The organism is Paenibacillus sp. JCM 10914, from assembly GCF_001315105.1.
Classification (GTDB): domain Bacteria; phylum Bacillota; class Bacilli; order Paenibacillales; family Paenibacillaceae; genus Paenibacillus_AQ.
This window is the reverse complement of sequence record NZ_BAZR01000023.1, coordinates 1-23,378: the sequence shown is the minus strand read 5'-3', so window position 1 is coordinate 23,378 and position 23,378 is coordinate 1. Positions and strand designations below refer to the sequence as shown.

At 47.3% G+C, this 23,378-nt stretch carries 17 protein-coding genes and 4 pseudogenes; 2 read left to right on the top strand and 19 right to left on the bottom strand.

Going from position 1 to position 23,378, the window contains the following annotated elements; translation table 11 throughout:
• Positions 1-20 precede the first annotated feature (20 nt).
• Positions 21-2,072: a penicillin-binding protein 2 gene (locus JCM10914_RS20515; RefSeq protein WP_023964190.1), complete on the bottom strand. Its 2,052-nt coding sequence runs from the start codon at positions 2,070-2,072 to the stop codon at positions 21-23.
• Between the two features lie 17 nt (positions 2,073-2,089).
• A complete protein-coding gene (locus tag JCM10914_RS20510; RefSeq protein WP_023964189.1) occupies positions 2,090-2,713 on the bottom strand; it encodes an NUDIX hydrolase in 624 nt (207 codons plus the stop codon).
• A 110-nt stretch (positions 2,714-2,823) separates the two neighbouring features.
• Between JCM10914_RS20510 and JCM10914_RS20505 the strand changes: the two genes are divergently transcribed.
• Together JCM10914_RS20505 and JCM10914_RS20500 are read left to right on the top strand one after the other, a co-directional pair.
• On the top strand, positions 2,824-3,309 hold the full coding sequence (locus JCM10914_RS20505) for a hypothetical protein (RefSeq protein WP_023964186.1): 486 nt from the start codon (positions 2,824-2,826) through the stop codon (positions 3,307-3,309).
• Positions 3,310-3,574: 265 nt separating this feature from the next.
• Complete coding sequence (locus JCM10914_RS20500) at positions 3,575-7,234, top strand: pectate lyase-like adhesive domain-containing protein (RefSeq protein ID WP_023964184.1); 3,660 nt, start codon at positions 3,575-3,577, stop codon at positions 7,232-7,234.
• Positions 7,235-7,506: 272 nt separating this feature from the next.
• Here JCM10914_RS20500 and JCM10914_RS20495 read toward each other — a convergent pair.
• The 17 genes and pseudogenes from JCM10914_RS20495 to JCM10914_RS20420 form a co-directional block, all read right to left on the bottom strand.
• A pseudogene (locus JCM10914_RS20495) lies at positions 7,507-7,859 on the bottom strand (potassium channel family protein).
• Positions 7,860-8,090: 231 nt separating this feature from the next.
• Positions 8,091-11,183, bottom strand: a pseudogene (locus JCM10914_RS31975) (SNF2 helicase associated domain-containing protein); the annotation flags it as partial.
• Between the two features lie 281 nt (positions 11,184-11,464).
• Positions 11,465-11,770, bottom strand: a complete 306-nt coding sequence (locus JCM10914_RS20485; RefSeq protein WP_023964174.1) for a hypothetical protein — start codon at positions 11,768-11,770, stop codon at positions 11,465-11,467.
• 39 nt (positions 11,771-11,809) lie between these two features.
• Positions 11,810-12,256, bottom strand: a complete 447-nt coding sequence (locus tag JCM10914_RS20480) for a hypothetical protein (RefSeq protein WP_148300240.1) — start codon at positions 12,254-12,256, stop codon at positions 11,810-11,812.
• Positions 12,257-12,282: 26 nt separating this feature from the next.
• Positions 12,283-13,178: pseudogene (locus JCM10914_RS20475) on the bottom strand (TIGR01777 family oxidoreductase).
• A gap of 180 nt (positions 13,179-13,358) precedes the next feature.
• Positions 13,359-13,814 (bottom strand): glycosyl transferase, encoded by a 456-nt coding sequence (locus tag JCM10914_RS20470; RefSeq protein ID WP_023964168.1) that lies wholly within the window; start codon positions 13,812-13,814, stop codon positions 13,359-13,361.
• Between the two features lie 13 nt (positions 13,815-13,827).
• Positions 13,828-14,118, bottom strand: a complete 291-nt coding sequence (locus JCM10914_RS30765; RefSeq protein WP_023964166.1) for a hypothetical protein — start codon at positions 14,116-14,118, stop codon at positions 13,828-13,830.
• 38 nt (positions 14,119-14,156) lie between these two features.
• Positions 14,157-15,365 (bottom strand): glycosyltransferase family 4 protein, encoded by a 1,209-nt coding sequence (locus JCM10914_RS20465; RefSeq protein ID WP_036719354.1) that lies wholly within the window; start codon positions 15,363-15,365, stop codon positions 14,157-14,159.
• A gap of 7 nt (positions 15,366-15,372) precedes the next feature.
• Positions 15,373-16,083, bottom strand: a complete 711-nt coding sequence (locus JCM10914_RS20460; RefSeq protein WP_036719352.1) for a hypothetical protein — start codon at positions 16,081-16,083, stop codon at positions 15,373-15,375.
• A gap of 53 nt (positions 16,084-16,136) precedes the next feature.
• Positions 16,137-17,069, bottom strand: coding sequence for an aminoglycoside phosphotransferase family protein (locus JCM10914_RS20455; RefSeq protein WP_023964160.1), 933 nt, complete (start codon positions 17,067-17,069; stop codon positions 16,137-16,139).
• Positions 17,066-17,617 carry an STM3941 family protein gene (locus JCM10914_RS20450; RefSeq protein ID WP_023964158.1) on the bottom strand — a complete coding sequence of 184 codons (552 nt, stop codon included), beginning with the start codon at positions 17,615-17,617 and terminating at the stop codon, positions 17,066-17,068. The genes JCM10914_RS20455 and JCM10914_RS20450 overlap by 4 nt, the downstream gene beginning before the upstream one ends.
• Positions 17,618-17,651: 34 nt before the next feature.
• Entirely contained in the window at positions 17,652-18,539 is an 888-nt protein-coding gene (locus JCM10914_RS20445) for a PhzF family phenazine biosynthesis protein (RefSeq protein ID WP_023964156.1), read from the bottom strand.
• 156 nt (positions 18,540-18,695) lie between these two features.
• Positions 18,696-19,616 carry a glycine betaine ABC transporter substrate-binding protein gene (locus tag JCM10914_RS20440; protein WP_023964154.1) on the bottom strand — a complete coding sequence of 307 codons (921 nt, stop codon included), beginning with the start codon at positions 19,614-19,616 and terminating at the stop codon, positions 18,696-18,698.
• Between the two features lie 39 nt (positions 19,617-19,655).
• Positions 19,656-20,312: an ABC transporter permease gene (locus JCM10914_RS20435; protein WP_023964152.1), complete on the bottom strand. Its 657-nt coding sequence runs from the start codon at positions 20,310-20,312 to the stop codon at positions 19,656-19,658.
• Positions 20,309-21,442, bottom strand: coding sequence for an ABC transporter ATP-binding protein (locus JCM10914_RS20430; protein ID WP_023964150.1), 1,134 nt, complete (start codon positions 21,440-21,442; stop codon positions 20,309-20,311). Before JCM10914_RS20430 ends, JCM10914_RS20435 begins: the two co-directional genes overlap by 4 nt.
• Before the next feature lie 332 nt (positions 21,443-21,774).
• Complete coding sequence (locus JCM10914_RS20425; protein WP_023964148.1) at positions 21,775-22,437, bottom strand: TrkA C-terminal domain-containing protein; 663 nt, start codon at positions 22,435-22,437, stop codon at positions 21,775-21,777.
• Positions 22,438-22,592: 155 nt separating this feature from the next.
• Positions 22,593-23,378: pseudogene (locus JCM10914_RS20420) on the bottom strand (collagen-like protein); the annotation flags it as partial.

Sequence of the window (23,378 nt, the reverse complement as noted above, 5' to 3'; positions counted from 1 at the left end):
ATCAGCATAACTCACACATTCTATTCCTCTGCTTTGACCTCTTCTTCCTGATCATCGGTCTGCTCCTCAGGCAATTTCGGGTGCGGCGTTCCGTCCAGCCCGTATACTTCGTCATAAGCATCGAAGATCTTTCGGGCGATCGGCGCGGCGCTCTGCGAACCGAAACCGCCCTCCGGCACAACCACCGCAACCGCAAGCTTCGGATTGTCGCGCGGGGCGAAAGCAATAAAGACGCCGTTATCCTTGCGGCCGGCCGCGGAGTCCTGCTCGGACGTACCGGTCTTGCGTGCAAAATCGTAACGGAAATCCTCAAACCCTGCAATGCCTTGCGTGTTCATGCCCCGTCTCACCACGTTCCAGTATTCCTGCGGAAATTCCACTTCGCTAAGGACCTCCCGTTCGAACGTCTTCACAACATTGCCGTTCTGGTCGGTCAGTTTACTGACAAGCTGCGGTTTGATCCGCTTGCCTTCATTTGCCAGCATGACGGTGTACTGGGCAAGCTGGAGTGGCGTGTACCTCCCCATCTGTCCGAAAGATGCAAAAGCCAAGGCTGCTAAATTACTGCCAGCGGCATCTGTGTCGAGATAACTTTTTTGTCCTGACATCTCCCCAGGAAGACCGCTGCCGGTTGAGATACCAAGACCAAAGGATTCCATATATTGATCCCACACCTCAACCCCCTTCTCACCGCCATACTTGCTGACTAGCCCCTTGCCTATCATATCAATCATAAAAGCATTGGATGAGGACTGAATCGCTTGCTGTGGCTTGATTGGACCCATACTTTTGTTTCCCGAATTACCGATTCTCTGCTCGCTTCCAACTCTCCCGATCGTAGCAAATCCTTTGTCAATATACGTCTGATTCGGCCCGAACAAGCCCTCCTCCAGTCCGATCAATACGGTTAAAGGCTTGATGACCGAGCCGAGAAATACCAAAGAATCAAAATTGTTACCCGATCGGCCTGAACCATAGATACTTATCGTTCCGTTGCCCGCTGAATTCGTTCCGCCTCCGCTCTCCCAGATGTTAGCATCATAGTCGGGCATGCTCGCCATCGCAACCACGTTCCCCGTATCCACTTCCATAGCTACCGCATAGCCTGTCAGCGCGTCTTTGTGCAATTTTTTGGATATGACATTCGTTTGAAGGTATTGCAGGCGATCCATAATGGCTTGTTCCGTCGCAAGCTGTATATCCTTATGGATTGTCGTATGCACGTTTAGTCCTTTCTCCGGTGCTACTAATGTTGGTACTCCCTCCACCATGTTCTGTGGACTGATCGGAATGCTGATATAGCCGCTCTTGCCGCGCAGCTCCTGCTGAAACATTCGCTCCAGTCCACCATAACCGACCGATTCCTCTTCGATATAGATCAGGCCCGGATCATCCTGCGTCTTGTTGTTCAGATCGATCTCTTTATACTCACTAAAGTCTTTGGAGCCCTTGAATTTCCTCAAATAACCAATGGTTTGGACAGCCACCGTATCCGGATCATATTGTCTAACACTCTCCTCGACAATCTGGACGCCAGGGAACTTCTGACGATGTTCCAGGAAAAAGGCGATCTCTTGTTTCGACAATTGATCCTTAATCCTCCTTGGTTCATATCCATGCTGCCTCGTATATTGCAGATCCAGTGCTTTAATCACTTCTTCCTTACTCATCGGCTCCAGATCCGGATCGCCGTATTGGCGGAAGGCCTCGGCAATGCTCGCAGCTATCGCTTCGATTTCCGGGCGATTCGCTTTGCCGGAATCGGTATTTAAACTGTAATCCTTCGTTAATGTAATGTACAAAGCATTGGAAGCGGTAGAATAGGCCAGCTTGTTGCCGGACGCGTCAATGATGCTGCCGCGAATCGGCTTTAGCGTGAAGTTCTTCTGACTCCCTCCCTCTTTCTGATCCGCAAGCTCTGGTCCCTCTACGAACTGCAATACGGCCAATCGTACAATGATGATGCAAAATATCAAAAACGCGATAAAAAAGAATAGGTTTAACCGCCTATTAAAATTTCGCTTGAGCTGCACTTCATCCGGTACTTCCTGATACGGTCTGAAGGCTTTCACACTATCCCACTCCTCTCTTAAAAAAGATCCATCCAGGTCGGCAATTCAGGTTGGTGCTCATATTCAAATAGACGAACAAGCTGCTCTCTTGTATTTCGTTCCTCTGATAACGGCGGTAATGCATCCTTATGGAAGAAACCCACGTCCGACGTCTCAACTCCGACGCCAGCCGCACCGCCGATAATCTCGCACTGAATAAACATTTTATATACATGGAATGCCGAAGGCGGGTGCGCATGGAACTTCTTATCCAATACGGCCAGTAGCTTCGTCCCACGCACCTCGTAGCCCGCTTCTTCCTTCACTTCCTTCACGGTCACCTCAACCGGCGACAATCCAACGTCGGCCCATCCGCCGGGTAATGCCCAGGCTCCGTCAGCCTTCTCCTTCACCAACAATAGCTTGCCTTCCTGAAAGATCACGCCGCGCACATCCACCTTGGGAGTCTGATAGCCGCTCTCGCTTGCAAACAGCTCTCTAATCTTCTCACTGCCGGCATCCGTGTACTCCTGCATGATCGTAACGCTCAGCGCCCGCAACTGTTCAAACCGTTCTTCGTCATATATATCTTTCGTATAGGCAAGTCCCGCCTGGCTAATCGCCTGGATTTCTTTTGCCCACTCCAGCCATTTATGCAACATACTCTTCACCCTTCTTCCATTTGGTATATACTGGGGATGTAGTTTCAAGATTATAACATATTTTCTATCTTTGTTCGGAACAAAAGAATGACAAAATGGAGAGGTGTGACATGTTCGCAAAACGTATGCGACCGTTTCTATTTGGCGCTCTGTTCCTGATGGTGTTTGGTGCGGGATACTACTTGGGGTCCAGATCGGATCATATCATTCCAACATCGGAAGTTAGCGCAAGGCAAGCTGTGCAAACGTTATGGGTGCAAACCGCCGAACCGCCCGTGCCGGAGGTGTGGATCGAGGGAAATCAAATCGATGTAAGGCGCAGCGGGTACTCATGGTGTAACGGATATCAATGTGTTATGACGGACGCTGCCATCCCCACGCTGGATACGATCACCCACGTCATCGTAAGCGGTGGAGCTGATATCGAGACCAAACCGCCTATCGGAATTAAATCATTCCAAGTACGAAATTTGACACTGTCAGGCCATGAATATACCGTTCCTGCTGAACCCGGATCATATCTATATGAAATTTCATGTACCTGGTTCCTGGATCAAGGCAACGCGAACTTTTATTTTGCAGTGAAGGTGGAATAATCAAGAAAATATAAGGGCCAGTCCAAAGGGACTGGCTTTTTATTATGCTCAGACCAGTAACTCAAGGATGTGATAATAGCATAAGCAACCTAATAATCCCCATTTTTTTACTAGATTCACCATGTTTAATTATGGTAGAATCGTCACAGTAAAAAAGAACCATGACTTAAGTCCTTTTATTCGGAAGATAAACCGGGATATTTTTGTCATATGAAGTCTTTTTTACTTAACATCATTCGTAAATACGAATATATAGGAGGAGAAAATGACTAAGAAGACACGAAGCACGGTCGCAGGTCTGCTCGGATTTAGTTTGGTTTTCAGTTCATTCGCCGGTGTACAAGCGCAATCTGCCAGCGATATTGCTGGCCATTGGGCACAACCGCGTATTCAGCAATGGGTGGATAATGGATTACTGCACGGTTATCAAGATGGCTCGTTCAGACCGAACCAGACGATCACCCGAGCAGAATTCGTTACGATGATTAACCGACTGTTTGATTTGGAGAAAACCCCAAGCCCCGCTTCTTCATTTAAGGATGTATCTCCGGACAATTGGGCTTATGCCGAGATTACAACTGCCGTCCAACAAGGATATCTCCAAGGATATCAAGACCAAACTTTCCGCCCTAACGTGACGGTAACACGTCAAGAAGCGGCAGCGATGATCACGAGCTTGCTGGACCTTCAAAGCGAGAGTGCTCAATCATTGGATCACTACGCCGATGCTAACCAGATTGCTGGTTGGGCGAAATCCAGTATGGCTGCCGTCATTCACAACGGAATTCTGCAAGGCTATCCGAACCAAACCCTGGCTCCCAATAAATCGTTGTCACGAGCTGAAGCCATCGTCTTGATCGACTCGGCTCTTGCCAAACATGCAGAGTTAACGACCACGGTCTACGATCAGGCAGGAACCTATGGTCCGGCTACCGGCAAAGAGATCATTACCGGGAACGTGATCATTCAAAGTGCTGATGTTAAGCTGCAGAATATCGAGATTACAGGGAATCTTACTTTTGCCGAAGGAATCGGTGAAGGTGACGTTGTCGTTGATCATGTTACGGTGAAAGGTACCACTCACGTCAAAGGTGGTGGCAAGAATTCCATTCATCTTGTTGACACGACGACAGGCATCATCATCGTCAATAAAGCGAATGGCACGGTTCGGATCGTGGCCGAGGGTTCTACCGTGGCCGGTCAAGTATTCATTCTATCCTCTGCCCTGCTCGAGGAATCCGGATTAACCGGTGCAGGTTTTACGGATGTGGAGTTGTCCGAATCCTTACCTGCGAATGCTAAAGTTCAATTGATGGGCGTCTTCGACGACGTGAACGTGCTGGCATCAGCAATCACGTTAGAATTGCAGAAGGGCGCCATTGGTACGCTTAATATCCTCGAAGGTGCTAACCATGCGAAGATTGAATTAGGTAGTGGTGCGGAAGTACAATCCTTAATTCTGGATGCGATCATTCAGGTTCTCGGACTGGGTACGGTGAAGAAAGCCACGATTAATGAAGGTGCGCAAGGTTCCTCGTTCAACAAGCGACCGCAATCCATCGATGGTGTACATAAAGATCAAGTGCAGGCCCCTCCTCCAAGCACGGGCGGTGGCATCCCTGGTGGTGGAAACGGGGGAGGTAATAACGGAGGAAATGAGGGCAACCCTGGCGGAGGGCAACCGATCGAGACCGATGCACAGAAAGTGGCTCGTATTAAGGCTGCGATTCTCGCATTGGAATTGGTGTGGGTATATGACGGAGCGGAAGCGACGGTTAAATATATTGAAGACAAGCTTGGTAGCATCAACCTAAGTAATGTACGTGTTTTAGTCAGTGCTAATGAAACTCAAGGTGCTATTATCACGATCCAGAGTGGATCTGTGACGAATACAATCGAGATTGAGGCAGAAGCTGACATTGCGAATGTCATTGCGATAGAAGCTTTGAGGGGTGCCCTGATTGACGATAATATTGAGAATATCAACTTGCTTGAGAATATTTCAGGGGTAGATCGGCGAATTGATATCGCTAGAACAGTAAGCTTGAATGGTAATAATAAAACGATTAGCTTTGCAAATACCATCAAGCATGGCGTATTAGTTACCCATAATGATGTAACCGTGAACAATTTGAGTCTGAGTTTAAATAGTACTCATGGACAATGGGATGGCGTTTATGGTCTCCAGGTTTACAATGCAAAGAATGTGACACTTAGTAATTATAAAGCCGCTGGTGGAGACGCTGCACTACTTGTAAACAGTTCGACTGTTACTTTGGAAGGCAATATTGATGTTAGCCATAATGAATATGGCGGCATCGAAGTCTCCAAAAGCCAAGGTAACTCGAACTTGCCTGAGTCCACACTGTTCATTGAGGGGATGTTGTTGAATTCAACCGAGTCTCTGAACTCTCCTACTGTATGGGTTATTGATGGACAAGGTTCTATTAACTTAGATCGTGCAGGAACGCCGCTTACCTCAAAACAAATAGCTTCCAGATCTCAAACGTACTATTACTTGAACGCTGATCTGGCTGTGACTGCAGAAGTGTCCACTCATGCCCAATTACTCGCTGCAATCGAGAATGACGCAATTGAGATTATCAAGGTTACTGCGGATATTCCAAATGTAACTGACACGATTACCATCTCAAGAAAGGTCTCATTGAATGGCAACGGACATACGATCAATTTTACAGAAGGAATTAAAGATGGCCTGCTGGTAAATGCAAACGATGTGAACATTGAGGACTTAAAGCTAGCATTACGTTCACCGGATGGCTGGCAAGGATCTTATGGCATCCATGTTTACAATGCAACCGATGTAACCATCAAAGATTATACCGCTAACGGCGGTGACGCCGCGCTGCTCATAAATGGTTCGAATGTGGCTCTAGAAGGAACGATTGATGTGAGCGGTAATGAATATGGCGGGATTGAAGTATCCAAGGGTAAGACTCTATCGAAATCATCCGTTTTACATGTAGATAGAGCCTCATTCATTAACTCAACTGAACATATGGGTAATCCGACAATATGGCTTGAACAAGATGAGGGCAGTATTAGTTCTGATTCTAATTTCACTGTAGCACAGGTCGTGCATCCATCTGATCGACTCCAAACCCATTATTTCCTGCGGGAAAGTTCCAAGACAGCAGTACACGTATCTACTGCTCACAAATTAAAAGAAGGCATAGCTAATCCTAACGTAGAAACGATTAGACTGGCAGGAGATATCGATAATGTCTCTGAAACCTTAATCATCTCAAGACAAGTTAAATTAGATGGCAACGGCCATACGATCCATTTTACAGGCGGGATTAAAGATGGCCTGCTGGTGAATGCAAACGATGTTAAAGTTGAGAACTTAAAGCTAGCATTACGTTCACCGAATGGCTGGCAAGGATCTTATGGCATTCAGGTTTACAAGGCAACCGGTGTAACCATCCGTGATTTCAAAGCATCCGGCGCCGATGCTGCTCTGCTGGTGAATGGATCTTCCGTGACGCTGGATGGTCGGATTGACGTGACTGGCAACGAGTTCGGTGGCATCGAAGTTTCAATGGGTAAGGGACTAACTGACAAATCCGAATTAATCTTACAAGCGGGTATAGAACTTGTAAATGACTCTGAGAACAACGATAACCCCACCATCTGGGTTGAAGAAGTCCAAGGCATTGTCATTTTCAGCGGAGACATTCTATCACGTAAAGAAGTGACGACTCCTAAAACACAAACACACTATTTCATCAATCCCGTTTACGTAGTACCAGATAACCTCACTGTCGCAGAACCGGATCCATCAGTTAGTCCTGATCTCGATCTTTTTCCTGAGCCAGAACTTGAATTAATCCCGGAACCCGAATCCGAATCGATTCCAGACCCAGGCCAAGCTACCGAGCCTGAGCCACAACTTGCTCCCTAGCACTATAAAAAAGAGTACAGCGCATGCTGTACTCTTTTTAATGTTATTGTACCTGCTTAGTGGACTCAGATGACCTTATTTCCTCGATAATAGGTGCTTTTTCCAAGGTTAGCGGACACAGGATACGTTATCCATCTCGAAATCGGTGTCGGATACGCTTCATTCACCAAATAAGCGCAGCTGAGTCCGCTAGTCTTCACTAATCTCCTCATTTGAGGTAAATAAGGTATCTACGGTCCGTTCGTCATCTGAGCAACATGATGCCCACTCCCCTATGACTCTGCCTGCTTACGCTTCTCTTCTCGAATGGTGCCTTTGATCAAGGCATACGCCAGGTGGCCGACCATCCCCAGGAACAATCCTGTTCCGACGATGATGTATACCATGGTGAAGATTTTGCCCAGATCAGTTTGAGGGACGAAGTCCGGGTGCCCCACCGTACTTAGGGTCGCCACGCAGAAGTAGAGCGCATCAATGACCGACATGCCTCCTGCTTGGTGTAGAACATCGTACCGGAGAATAACATGATGATAATGAGTACAAACAAAGCCACGAAATTCCGCTGCTTGAATGCACGAAACAGACCGCTGACTAGACGCTTTAGCGTAAGTATAAAGGATACCATGCTCTTAACCTTCCATTCTAATGTCTGATAGTGTATGTAAAAAACTTCACATGAAGTCATTATATCAGCAATTGGATAGGTTGCCTACTTTTTCTGATTTAACGAAGAACGGAGAGTATATTCCCCTTCGCATAATACGTATCCACCAGAATGCTCTTGCCGCGGCTTCTTATAATGGCGTGCATAGCCAGTAACCACATCAATCTCCAGTCCTGTAACCGCAATCCGCTAACTGTGCAGACTTAATAATTCGCGGATGTCCTCTTCCGTCCAGCTTGACAGTCCATCTTCTCCAGGCTGAATGACTTCCTCGATCAAATTCTGCTTCTTCCGCTGCAAGGCATACATCTTATCCTCAACCGTATCTTGGGCGACGAGCCGGATGACCTGAACGACCTTCTTCTGCCCGATTCGATGTGCACGATCCATCGCTTGCTGCTCAACGGCGGGATTCCACCATAGATCATACAGAATGACCGTATCGGCTCCAGTCAGATTCAATCCGGTTCCTCCCGCCTTAAGTGAGATCAGGAACACTTCGCCTTCTCCGTTATTGAATCGTTCGCACAATTCCACTCGTTTAGCGCCCGGAGTTTGTCCATCCAGATAGAAGTAAGGGATACCGCGTTCCGCCAGTTCCTTGGCAATCAGATGAAGCATGCCGGTGAACTGGGAGAACACAAGCATGCGTCTTCCGGCATCCAGGCATTCCTGCACCGTTTCCAGCAGCTGCTCGAACTTGGCCGAACTCCCCTTATACCCTTCAACAAATAGCGCCGGGTGACAGCATATTTGGCGAAGACGCGTGAGTCCAGCCAATATCCGAATGCGGCTCTTATGAAATCCATCTTGGTCCAGATGCTTCAGCGATTCTTGACGCAGCTTCGCAAGATAGGCGGCATACAGCTTCTTCTGTTCATTGAACAGATTAGACGACATAATCGTCTCAATCTTCTCCGGCAATTCCTGAAGCACGTCCGATTTCAGACGACGCAGCAAGAACGGACGCACCCGCTTCGCTACCGTCTCTCTTGGCAGTTCCAGAAACGCCTTGCGATCTCCGAACAAGGAAGGAAATACCGCATCATATATCGACCACAGTTCCTCCATTCGGTTCTCGATAGGCGTTCCCGTGAGGGCAAAGCGATAGCGGGCATGCAAGGTTTTTACAGCCTGCGCCGTCTGCGTCGTATAGTTCTTGAAGAACTGAGCCTCATCCAGGATCAACGTGTGAAAAGAAGTCTTTGCATAGCCTTCAACGTCTCGCCGCAGCAGCGGGTATGAGGTAATCAAGACGTCGGCTTGATCCGTCGGCTTGATCAACTTCCTCCGATCTTGCTGCGAACCGTCTACAATGACAGCTCGGATATCCGGTGCAAACCGTTTCAACTCGTTATGCCAATTATATAATAGTGAGGCAGGAGCAATGATGAGCGCAGGCTCGCGAAGCTCCCGAATCTCAGGCAAGACGGATTGAATGAAGGCGATGCTTTGAATGGTTTTCCCCAGCCCCATATCGTCTGCCAGAATACCGCCAAAACGGTAATGGGCTAGCGTCTTCATCCATTGATAGCCATACTGCTGGTAATCTCGCAGAATGGATCCCAGACCATCCGGTATTGGAAATTCCAGATTATCCGGGTTCTTCACGTTCTGCAGCATTCGCCGGAGAGATCTGCCGAACTGAACCGCTGAACCGGATTGTTCCCAATCAAGCAGTTGAAGCCCTTGAACCGCAGGCAATCGGAACCTCGCTCCCATAGACTCTTCCTTCCAAGCACCTACCCGGTTCATCAGCTCAACCATCGATTGAAAAGCTTCCGTTTCCAGCGGCATCAGCGCCCCGTTCGGAAGACGGTGAAATTTGCGTTTCTCTTCCAGCGACTTGATGATCTCCCGAATCTCAGTCTCCACGAATCCTTCCATCTGGAACTTCAGCTCCAGCCAATCGGTTCGCTCGTCCACATCGACCTTCACCTTCGGATTCATCTCGCCGACATACAATCGCTCCTTCACCGCTGTTGTTGCATAAACCTCGAGCAACTTCTCAAGCTGCGGAATCGTATGGTGTAAAAAATCAAACTCATCATCTCGTTGGTCATGAAAAAACCACCTTCGGTCCTGGCGAACGAAGCCTGTTCCATTAACTCTAATATGCGCCGCTCTTCTTCACCCTTGCGTACCAATATGGATTCCCCGCTCCGACGGTCGCGATGATCATCGAGCGGGTTAATCGTGATATTGCCATACTGGAAGTCCAGCCCGGCCAGCAGCCTTCCGCGAATGCGATCGAGATACAGCTTGGCTTTCAGTGGAGTCTGTACGATACGGTCTGATATCGATTGCGACACTTGCACCTGCCCAAGCTTCATCAGTCCGGGAACCACCTTCTCCATGATGGACTCGATCACCTCAGGTTGAATGTGAATCACATCATGCGGGGATTGCTCAAGCAGTTGCTTCATCTCGGTAAGCCTGGCACATTCATTCGGCTCGACATTCATTAGCGCGCCGTCCACCATAACCAATCCGTATTCATCTAATACGGTCATTCGATTTAATCCTTGGATGTGCATAACATAATGATGATCGCCGGCAGACGCATCAAATTCGAATTCCAATGGGAGCGGGCCGTCCACGAAGCGAAGCGGCTCTGTCAGGATACCGTCAATAGATAAATGCGCATGCTCATTCACTGCAAGTTGTGCTCGTATCCGTGGCCAGAAGGCTGGAGGAATGATTAACATTCGGTCAGAAACCGCATTTTTGCCAGTGCCCGCATACATTCGGCTATGGTTAAACGTTCGCTCATGTTCATCAATAGCCATTAACTCTTGCAGCAGATCATGATCCGCCTGGCTAAAGCTATGCAGCTCCGGATTGTAGGTGAAATGCTTCGTGAAGGAGCATGAGGTGAATTTTCGCAAGGATGCCAGTAGCTCTCGAATGCGATGCACAATATATAATCGCTTCAGCCCGACACGCAGTTCCACACCGAGCATATAGCGTTCATAATCATAAGGGTATAACTTGAAGATGAACTGCACATCCATAGGTTCGCGCTGATCGAAGCGTGTGGCCGCCACCGACTTTCTTTTATAAGAACCCGCAAATAACCCCAGCAATTGATCCCCAAGGAAGCTCTCTTCTGTCAACGATCTTGGTGTAAGTTGACCCGTAGCGAGATTCTTTCCAGCCGGACTATGCAGAAGAGACGGGTATTCAAGCTCAGGCGCCGCCGCGAAGGATTCAAGTTCCTGAATCTTTAATAATAGAGCTGCGATATGTCCACAGCGTTTATGGGTAGCTTGGTAGTTGCTGCAAGTGCAGGTCGTCCGTGCATCTCCGTTATCATCGATATGAACAAGCACATGCAACTGCAGCTTCTCATCCTGCACTTCGGCTTCGTAAGTCCTATTGTCAATATCCTGACCGAGCAGGGATGTGAATCCTTTCGTATATAGCTGAAATCCGTGATCGAATGCCGGTTTGCCGCACAATTGCTTGATCATCCGCTCACTCAAATAATAACTCATGCTTATCATCACTTCCTTATTACTGCTAGTGAATAGTATACCATCTACCACAAAACAAAAAGAACCTGCCTAATCAGGCAAGCTCTTCCCCTGCTTCTCATAATCGTACTTCAAATTGTTGTAGCGATACATTTGGCCCTTCCAGGCGCCATATGAAGAGAATAAACCGTAAGCCAAGTATAAGATAAAGTAGTAATAATAACGTGCCACGAAATGATCCGCCCCAAACTTATCTCTGTCAAAAAACCAGGTGACAAGCGCCCATACACCGTAAATTAGCAAACATAGAATGGTTCCTCGAATCAAGATATATCTTGCTTTGCCTCTTGCCTGGATGCGCGTCCAGCGACGATAAAACTTCTCGTCTCGGTCCATTTGCGAACTCACCTCTTTCTTCTACCATAAGTTATGATTTCAGAACCAAGTCCAGAAATATCGGTGTACCACTGGAACATCATGTTCTTTCGCCCATTGCTTCAGATCTCGAATAGCGTGATCCTCCCGCTCCCTGCCGATGAATCGAAAGTATAAGCCCACGGGAACCATACGCCGGTTAGCCAGTTGGATTCCAATCATCGGATTGAAGTATCCGCGAATCAGCACAGCTCTTATCTTCGTACTGTCTACTTCTCTGTTCTTGACATAGATCTTGCCTGGATGAAGTCGTAAATCATAGGGTTTGGCAGCAAACCTGGCAATCGTAACGATGATCATAAAGAGTGCAACAATAGATAAAATCAAATAAATATAGTCTAGGGGAGGTGCGATTCTAAGACGCCACATATTAATAAAAGCTAATAACAATACACTATTGGCGATTAGCGTAATAATCAGCTTTGGTTTTTTAATCTTATACTCCAACGTAATGAACCCCTCATCCTTATCATTCATAACCTAGTCTTTACGATCTGTTCAAGCGCCTTGTCTAAGGTGTCGTAACGAAACATGAACCGGCCCGTTGCAGTCTATCCGGTATGACCCAGCGACTCTTCAGCACAAGTTCCGTCTCCGTTCTGATCATGACCGCCCCCAACTCCAGTAACCACTTCGGAGCAGGCAAGCCCCACTTCCGATTCAGCGCCTTGCGCAACTGCTCCATAAGATCACGGTTCGTAACCGGGTTCGGGGAGGAACAGTTCAACACCCCATCGAGTTCCGGATGCTCCTGCAGAAATTGAACGATGCGGTACAAATCCTCAATATGAATCCAGCTGAATCTTTGCGTCCCAGGGCCTTGGACACCGCCAAGGCCATATTGGACTAAGTTGAGATATGGCGTCATCACGCCTCCGTCCGGTCCAAGTACGATCGCAATTCGCAAGGCAATCTGTCGGGTCCTTGGAAGCTGCAACGCGAAAAAGGTTCGCTCCCATTCCTCTGCCACATGAACCGAAAAGCCCGCTCCTATCTCACCCTGCTCTTCGGTCATGGGCCGATCTTCGGCATGTCTATAAATCGTAGCCGTGCTGGAATTCATCCATGTCAGCGGCGGCTGTTCGCAAGCCAAGACGGCTTTGCCTAATATGTTCGTCGTCTCCACCCTTGAACTCAGAATTTGCTCTTTATTACGGTCATGATAGCGGCAATTCACCGATTTGCCAGCCAAATTAATGAGTAAATCAGCGCCCTCCAGTGCTTCAATCATGCCCGCTTCGTCCTCCCAGGCGATGTGGCCCGGCTGTCTGGAGATCATTTTCACCTGTATGTCGTCATTCGTGAATTTTTTCTCAAAATAGGTTCCGACAAAACCCGTTCCACCTGCCAACACCAGTTTCTTCAATATATCAGCTCATTTCATCATTTTTCCGTTTCTAACAATATAACATGATTCTATGACGTTTTTAAGCAAAAAAAGAACATTTTCCCTAAACGGAAATGTTCTTATCCTCACGGAATCAAACGCAATCCACATACACGCTGGGTAACAAGTCCTTGAATCATGAATGAAAAAGCGATATAGCGGTCACTTCGAAAACAGATACGTGGAAAAATCGCGTCCGATATAATCTTTAAAGTGCCGCTTCTCTTTCACAGGAAATTGATCCAATTCTTTCGTTGTCCACACGCTTAAGTGCGTCTCGAACACATTGCCATAGACTACTCCCTGCGGCCACTGATCTCCAATCGGAACGTTCAGCAGCACATGACCTGCCTTGAGAATACACGTATTCAACAGCGCGGTCGCCTGTTCTTTCCCAAAGTGCTCCAGCACATCTCCCAGAATGATCAAATCGAATTCGTCCGGCTGGACATAGGTATGAATGTGATGATAAGCATCCGCAAAGTGAATCTTATTATAGAAACTCGAATGATAAGTATCTATATTCGTCGGAAATATCTCAATTCCCTCAATCCGTGTCGTCCAATTCGGTCGAAACACCCGGCCTGCCCAGACATCCAGATACTCACGGCATAACATCCCCCACTTGCCATCACCCCACCCCGACATCCAGCACGGACTTAGGGGATACTTCCCGCAGCAGTTCTACGCAGTACGATAGATTTTGCCAATTCGATGTTCCCATGATCTCCACCTCATTCCCTGTCGCTAGCATATTCGAAATCATATTGATAATTCGGTAATCCGGAATGAAATATCCCTCAGGAAGTTTGCGTATCACAGCCTCCCACACGCTCCGATCAACCATAATAAATGGATGCCTCTCTTGGCATAGAAAAAGATCGATGTAATCATCCCCAGGCACTTCGGCTTCGGTATTCATCTTCCCTCACCTCGCTTCCGTCGTTTCGATCCGCCGGGTCATTTCGTTAATTCATCATGATATACACTCGTAACCTGTTGGACCATGTTATCTAACCCACGATGCTCCAGAGCCCATGTTCTAGCATGGCCTCCCAGTTCTTGCCGATACCGCTCATCCTCAAGCAGGATGTTTAGATGCGACAGCATCATGTCATCATTCCCAACTGTAAAAAGAAGACCGTTTACGCCATGCTGCACAGCTTCCTTCAGACCACCCGCATCTGACGAGACGACAGGCAACGCTGCAAGCTGCGCTTCCATAACGGAGTACGATAACGTCTCCATCAAGCTCGGCATAACAAATATGTCGGCAAGCCCGAGCAGTTGCGGAACATCATCCCTTGCTCCCCAGAACAAGACAACCTCTTCCATCCCAAGTTCATGTACACGTTGCTCATATAACGAACGCTGATCTCCATCTCCTACCAGCCAACACACCCAATCTTGACGAATCCGATGCAACTTGCCCAATCCCTCGATTAGCACGTGGATTCCCTTCTCATAACTTAGCCTCGACGTACAGATTATGACTTTTTTCCCCGAGGGAGGTGTTATGGAATGACCTAACTGCATGCGATATTCGAAGGCGGCAATATCCATGGCATATGGGATCAGCGATATATTCGATTCGGGGAGCGTGAACTGGGATATCATGACCTCCTTCAGCCACTGCGAAGCCAGCAATATCCTGTCACTGGATGTCCCGCCTACATACTCTATCGTCTTGTAATAATTCCACACGAGTGGAGCATGGGAGGGCTGAATTCCTTGGCCGGCATGCAACATATCCAGAATGGTAAGAGCCAACGAAGCGTGAATGCTGGTGATTAACGGCGTTCGCTGCGGTTTGATCCGACTTACAGCAGAAGCCGCAAGCACATCCTGCGCATGGATGATATCATACTGTTCCAATCCCATCGAAGCCAAAGACAGCTCCAGGCATAATCGTTCAGATTCGGCATACCGCACCCATTGATCAGTAAATATAACAGAGGATGCTGGCAGCTTATGCTCCAGCATGGGCTTGAAATGATGCTTATGCACCTCACGATTCGGTTCGCCATACATATAAAAACGATCAAGTCCATCGCCGATCATATCCACCTGGTGTCCGTGCGCTTCCAAACCTTGCTTGACTTGCAACATGTACTTCCACAGGCCGCCAACGTGTGGAATCATGAATATGGTCACGAGAAGAACTTTCAATGACGTCTCACCCTCTCGGAAGTAGATGTTCTGTAATAGGGTCGCCTAATGAACAGATACTGAACTCCATATTCGTTAAATGAATGATTTCATTAGACTTCCAGTGATAATAATAGAATATGGACGGGCTCAGAATACGGTGCAATCGATGCTGCTGACTATAATAAATCCGGCCATCAGGGGCACTGTACACTCTCCAATTGATCGGACCGTACGCTAGAATGGCTGTATTATAAATCGGTTCGCCCATGGGGAGCGAATTAAATACAACGTCATTCACAATGACCGTCTGTGCAAGATGAAACTGAAGTCTTTGGTACGTCTCCGCTGAGACGATAGGATGCAGCTTACCTCCCGACCATAAATATCGTTCCGAGTTATTCCGCTGCAACACAATCGTCGAAGGGCTGCTTCTCATGAAATCTCCATGAACACAAATAGACTCCCCCGTATCCAAGTTGTCCAATAAATCCTGATCTAACTTAACGATTCTCTCCGGATTAAATCGATAGAATTGAAAGGTCTCCAGATCAACGATGGGTCGCTTCATCGCATCTTCTACAAGATATAACGCGGGATGCTGCCCACAAACCATGACCCCATCCGGAATCGAGGTCTTCTGCCTTGAATGAAGTTTCATGTTGATCCCACCTTCAACTCCGCCTGCTTCATTGTATTCCAAGCTATCCGTACCCGACTCGTCAGTTAACCATGCCATTTGACACATTTACCCGAAGCCCAATCCGCAAAAAAATAGATCCCCGCAGGGATCTATGGACTTTGAAGCCATGTTGCCATCCGATTCTTCATGAATTGATAACTCGGCTCGTGTTCTTGTTTAGCATAAAATCGAAGTCCGTCCAAACCTTTAAACAGCTGATAACAGCGCAGTCTTTTATCAAAATCAGTGGTCTGTATCCCACTCTGATTCAGTGTCACTTGAATTTGCTTCGGGAGCTGCAGCATCGGATACCATATATCCATTACAGCTATATCGAACAAATAATCACCATACATCGCCATCTCCCAATCTACGATCCCGGTTACATTCTCATTATGCGCCAGCATATTCCCTAAATGATAGTCACCATGAACAAGATAACGCTCTTGCGGGATGAAGGGGAGAAGTTCCAGCATCCTTTGATACATGTCCTGAAAGAAGGCTTTCTCTAGAATCCCTTCATTGTATAGATCCGTCCATCCATAATAGAATCCTTCCTGCTCTTCATCGAAAGTCGTCAATAAGTAATCTTCCCACGTATGATGCGTTGCTTCACCCTTCTGGGAAATCCAGCCATAACCAGCAGGGGAATCCTCAAGAGGAATATGAATCATGCGAATGACTTGATCCAGAATCCTCGGAACGAGTCTCTTAATCTCCTGGGGTTCTAGCGTTGCAATGGGACTGCCAGACACCTTATCTTTGATGGCATAACACAGATTCTCATAACGCCCAACTTGATGTACCTGAGGGATTGGCAGCCCATACGGAGCGAAGCGATTATGCACGAATTGCTCCTTCTCTAAGCTGGACAGATCATTCTTAAAGTGAATAACATACGATTCGCCTTGAACATCATAATGAAAAACTTTGCTAAGTTCCCCCATCTCAATCGGAGTAATATTAACCGCCTGTCCCTGCTCGACATGGTTCAGAACATTCACGGCTTGTTCCATCGTCATCTCAGGTCTAAAGGACTTCATGTTTGATGTTCCTCCTCACGTTCTTCAAGTTCATCAGACTTATTCAGTTTCCACCTCCGGTACATAACCAGAAACAGTTCATTAAAATTTCCCGATAACCCCGTTTCCTGAATATGTATCGCCGAGTCCGTCATGCCTTTATTAAGCCTCATCAGTCTCTGTTTCCAGTGCGGGTGCCTTGACCAGATTTGTTCCGGATGATGAACTTCGATCCCGATAAACCGCTGATTCTGCACTTGATACATATCAATGCCCTTAATTTCGTCCCATGTAACAAATCCACTGCTTACCAATGAAGAGTGATCCTCGATGCCTGTCTGATTAATCAAGAGTGCCGGTTTTCTCTGCAGGAGCTTGCTAATCGCATAAACGAAGCCAAACCCAAAGAACAAAGTGCAAATAGCGCCAACCACAACAATAAAGACATTATTCTCTTCGTCGGAGCCTCCCGCATACATCATGACGATGCCAATCACCACAAATACGAGTGAACCGATGAATAGCTTGCCAACCTTAGGATATACTCTAATCTCGTCTTGTCCCAACAAACGCTCCCACTCCTCGTAGATATGAATGAACGAGCTAGTATTGAACTTCAAGTTCGTTAACATATACAGCTGTGCCCGTAACATATACATGCATGTCGTCTGATTGACGATTGACTTTGACGCGCACCCTTCCGTCTCTTCCCATCTCCTGGCCTTGTTCAACTGAGAACTCGGTTGACGGTGCATCCGTATCCATGTAGGTCAAATAATAAGCCCCCATCACACCGGAAGCCGTCCCCGTAACCGGGTCCTCAATCGTACCCGAATAGGGAGAAGAGAAGTGACGTGCGTGCATTAGACAAGCATCATCACTGGTTTCCATGCAGAAAGGATGAAGCGAGGCCCGGGGATTCTGTGTCAGTATTCCGGGGAATCGCTCATTGTAAGGCTGCATACGGGCGAAACTGCTCAACCGCTTCAGCGGTATTAGCAATGTCCAGATACCTGTACTGCCGTATACGATCGGCTTAGTCATATCAACATCCTCAAGCTGCAAACCGATGGATTCGGCTAAAGCGCCGACATCTCCCCTAAAAGGGATGAACTGAGGAAAATCCTGCTTCATTGTCATCATCAGCTGTTCTCCGTCGTTATCAAACTGAATAGGTAGAACCCCTACCCTCGTCTCAATCATGACCGTATGCTTATCGTCTAACATTCCGTGTGTCTTCAAGGCATACATGGAGGCCATGGTCGCGTGGCCGCACAAATTCATCTCGTGACCCGGTGTAAAATACCGCAGCCGGAGATCCGCTTCCTGCGAGTGCTGCACAAACGTCGTCTCATTGAATCCGACCTGTGTGGCAATACGCTGCATTTCCTCGTCGGTCAGCTTATCCGCTTCTAATACTACACCAGCCGGGTTCCCCTGGTGCGGCTGCAAAGTGAACGCATCATAATGCAATACCTTGATCGTCTTCATCAGCAATCTCTCCTTACTTCTCAATACTCTGATTGAAATATAAAGAAATCTTACCACCGTCAATATATAATAACTAGTATCAAATTCGGCTTGATATTAAGCAAAAACCGGCCAGAAATAGGCCGGTTTTTGACTTGCATTTAGAGGATACTTAGACTACTCTTCGATCAAACCTTTCTGCACAAGGAAATCACGAGCAACCGAATCTTCTCTTAATCCCTCCACATCAACCTGAGCGTTAAGCTCCTGCATATCGGCCTCGGTAAGTTGACCACCGAGGAGATTCAGCACTTCTTCCAGCTCGGGATATTGATCCAATGTGTCTTGACGAATAACTGGACCTCCATCATAAGGTGGGAAGAATTGCTTGTCATCCTCCAGTATGACCAGATTATGAACAGCGATTTGCGCATCTGTGGCATAAGCGTTAGTTACGTCGGTCTCGCCGTTATCAATGGCTTGGTACATGATGCCGTGGTCCATGCCTTTGCTATCCTTAAAGTTCATGCCATACAATTCTCTGATTCCCGGATAACCGTCATCGCGATCCAGGAATTCGAATTCAACCCCTAGTACCATATCGTCGGATACCTCAGCCAGGTCGCTGAACGTCTTCAAATTGTGCTTCTCCGCTGTTTCTTGTGTAACGGCTAAGGTATACGTATTATTGATACCGAACGGCTCAAGAAATGCAAGTCCGTCTTCCTTCATTAGCTCACGCGACCTTGTAAGAGACTCTTCGGAAGTACCGGTCTCCTCTTGATAGTAATTAGCTACAATTGTACCTGTATAGTCAGGGAATAATTGCACCTCGTTATTCTTCAACGCATTCCATACGACGTTGGATCCACCGAGGTTAACGGTTCTTGTCACTTTAATATCGGTTTTGGCTTCGATTAGATCAGCCATCATATGAGCGAGAATAATGTTCTCCGTAAAGTTCTTAGAACTTACCGTAATCTCCTTGCTTCCCTCCGCGCTGTTCCCTCCATCGCCAGAACCTCCACCGCAAGCGGAAAGCACCATGCCGATTGAAGCTACTAATCCAAAGACCACCATTAATTTTTTAATATTCATTTGTACCTCCTATATTCCTCAGTATTTCAGCTTTCAGGATTAAACCTTTAAGCCTTTTGGTGTGGTTGCCTTCTCAAGCAAACCGAGTAAATAATCAATAACAAGTGCGAGAATGGCTGCCGGAATGGCCCCCATTAAGATCAGTGCATCGATATTGCGCTGAATGCCAAGGAAAATAAACTCTCCGAGGCCGCCTGCGCCGATAAAAGCAGCAAGTGTCGCTGTACCCACGTTGATAACGGCCGCTGTCCGAATACCGGCCATGATGACGTTCATCGCCAACGGCAACTGAACCTTGAACAAAATTTGTCGGCTCTTCATTCCCATACCCCTAGCCGCTTCTACGACGGATTTGTCTACCTCGGTTATACCCGCATACGTATTGCGAATAATGGGTAACAAAGAATATAAGAACAAGGCAGCGATCGCTGTCTTCATTCCAATCCCGAATAAAGGAATCATGAACCCAAGCATCGCCAAGCTCGGAATGGTTTGCAGAATTCCCGCTGTGCCCAGCGTCACGCCTTTTAGCGACTTAACACGCGCAATCAATATACCAAAAGCAATGCCAATAATAACGGCCAACAGCATGGATATGAACACTAACTGAATATGGACGCCGAGTGACTTGATCAGGTCATCGCCGCGGCTATTTAATTGTTGTAACAACTGTTCCCAGAGTGAACGATCTCTCATTGTGCTTCCTCCTCTTCTCCCACCCATTTAGCGGCAAAAGCGGTCAGAAGACTGCTTCTTGTAACGATCCCGGCAATCTTGCCGTCTTCCGTAATAACGGGGATAACACCGTGAGGTGCTTGTGTTATCAGCGATAATGCATCCCGTGCGGTAGCAGTATCTTCCAGCAGCACTGTTGGCCAAGTCATAATCTCTTCGATCTTGCGGATTCCCTCCATTTTGGCGGCGACATCATATGCAGATACGATACCAAGCAGTTTACTCGACTCATCGCCAACGAGCAGGGTATCCGTTTTTCGTTGTCTCATAAAGGCAAGTGCTTTGCTTGGAGACCGATCTGGATACGTTGTAGAAGGATTATCCCTCATCACGTCAGTGACAGGAATATATTCTGGATTCTGATAAATGCGGTTCTTTCCAATGAAGCCTTCCACGAACTCGTTCGCCGGTTGGCTAAGGATTTGTTCGGGTGAATCGAATTGAATAAGTTCGCCATCCTTGAGAATCGCAATCTTATCCCCGAGCTTCAGCGCTTCTTCCATGTCGTGGGTAACGAATACAATCGTCTTCTTCACTTCTTTTTGCAAACGTAACAGCTCATCTTGCAACTGCTCTCTCGTAATCGGATCCAATGCGCCAAACGGTTCATCCATCAGCACGATTTCCGGATCCCCTGCAAGCGCTCTGGCCACACCAACCCGTTGCTGTTGGCCACCGGACAGTTGTTTAGGATAACGTTTCGCGAAGTCTGCAGGATCAAGCCCTACCAAACGCAACATTTCGAGCACACGTTCTTTTTTCTTAGCAGTCTCCCATCCCTTTAGTTCCGGAATAAGTCCCACATTATCTTCAATCGTATAATGCGGAAATAGACCGATCTGTTGGATGACATATCCGATATTCTTGCGCAAGGCATCGGGATTTTCTTGGGATATGTCCTTTCCATCGATATAAATTTTGCCTGATGTGTTCGGAATCAAGCGATTGATCATTTTCATGGTGGTTGTTTTGCCGCATCCGCTTGGACCGATCAACACCAGTATTTCGCCAGCGGCCACTTCAAAGTTGATGTCTTTCACAGCTTCAAAGCCGTTGGCGTACTTCTTACTGACATGCTCAAATTTCAGCATAAATACCCCCCTTTAATTTCGTAATAGTGACTTCTGTCGCATGAAGAGACCGCTATATACTCCTCTAGCCCCCTGAATATATTCACCCAACTTAGCTAGCAGTTAAACGCAATTAATACTATAACAGACAGTATACACACTGACAACCTAAATGACCATTATAAGTTGTTTGTATATATTTGTAAATCATAAAGTAGATATCACGCTTGTACTGTATTTTTCTAACCGCAGATACCGATGTATCCATGTTATTCGTGCGCGGATTCGCAACAAAAAAACCACTTCGACAAAAGTCAAAGTGGTTTTGGTTTCTTGCATTTTAATATTAGCGATCAAGCTTCTGTAAGGTTGTTAGCCTCGACTTGATCATGCGGGCGATTCAGAAATTCCTCAGTACGTTCATACATGCGTTCGTCCCCTACCGCAACAATGATGTCACCTTCCCTAAGAACTACGTGTGGACCAGGTGAAATCGATACCTCCGTCCCCCGACGCAGAGCAATAATGGTAGCTCCCGTGTTTTGCCAGAACTGTAGATTTCCGATGGTCCGACCTACAACATGAGCATGTTCATTTATTTTTATTTCTACCGGGTGATATGGCTTCAGGTTTTGAAGGCGGTCAGATGCTACAATAATCTGCGTGAGCAGCTCTTCAAATTTTCGGTCCATGTTCTTCTTTTCAAGTAAGAGTTGCTGTAATTCCTGCTTAAGTGAATAGGCTGATTTTAAGTAATTGTGGCGGGTAGTATACGCCAATGCATTCTGATCGGAAACGATGATGATCTCCTTACCTTGAGATACGGACACAATATTCTCTTCCTTCAACAGTCCGATTGCCTTACGAATGGTCTCCGGCGATACTTGATATTGACCAGCCAACAGAGAACGCCCGGATATTTTGCTCGCAACTGGCATTTCCCCGCTTACGATTCTTTGTGCAATATCAAGCGCTATCGATTTGTATCCGGCTTTGTCGTGTTTGTTGTCCTGCAAGGTAAATTCTCTCCTTCATGTTCGTTGGCCTATGTTAAGGTTTGGGAAATCACCCATACAGTATACATCAACGCTTAGTCAAAATAAATCAGATTCTCACTACGAGTGGATCGTTGTTGCCTCTTGTTACCCGTATTCATTGTGAAATGTAAACTTTACGCTATTCGGAATATGGACCAGACGATGCCAGACGACGTAGCCCCTCCCAAGTTAAGCGAGATGGTAAGACCGTTTGCATCATAAAATAAACCTACCACATCACCTGCATTAAGTTGAACATCACCCGCCAATGTTACTGCACCATTACCTAGTACTGCCCTTAATGTGAGGACTAGAGCCACGTTAACGTTAAGCAGCGGGAACAAACCGCTGACTAAATCAGTTGCCGTCGGCGTAGTTCTGCGCACCGTAAAGGCTGGGTTAATACCCGCCCCAAGCGAAATGGATACCGCGGCTGAAGTGGAATAGTTGACTGTTGCTTTTATACTATACCTGCCTGTCGCCGGTACCGTGAAGTTCCCAGTAGTCGCGTTAAAACTTGCGTCTGGGTAGTACGGAGCCGTTACGGTCCAATTCGTCAGTTGTGCCGAGGTACTCACCGAAAGTGCTGTCTGAAACGCTGAGAAGCCAGTCGTTGCAAAGTTTGGACCGGTGGCTCCGGTGGCTCCCGTTGGGCCTGTTACTCCGGTTGGACCCGTTAATCCAGTTGGACCCGTTACCCCTGTCACACCAGTGGCACCTGTTACTCCCGTTGCTCCGGTCACTCCTGTTGGGCCCGTTAATCCAGTCGGGCCGGTTACCCCCGTCACACCAGTAGCACCTGTTGCTCCCGTAGCTCCCGTGGCTCCAGTCAATCCGGTAACTCCTGTTGGACCCGTTACCCCTGTCGTTCCTGTTGCTCCAGTAACTCCTGTTGGGCCCGTTATTCCAGTTGGACCCGT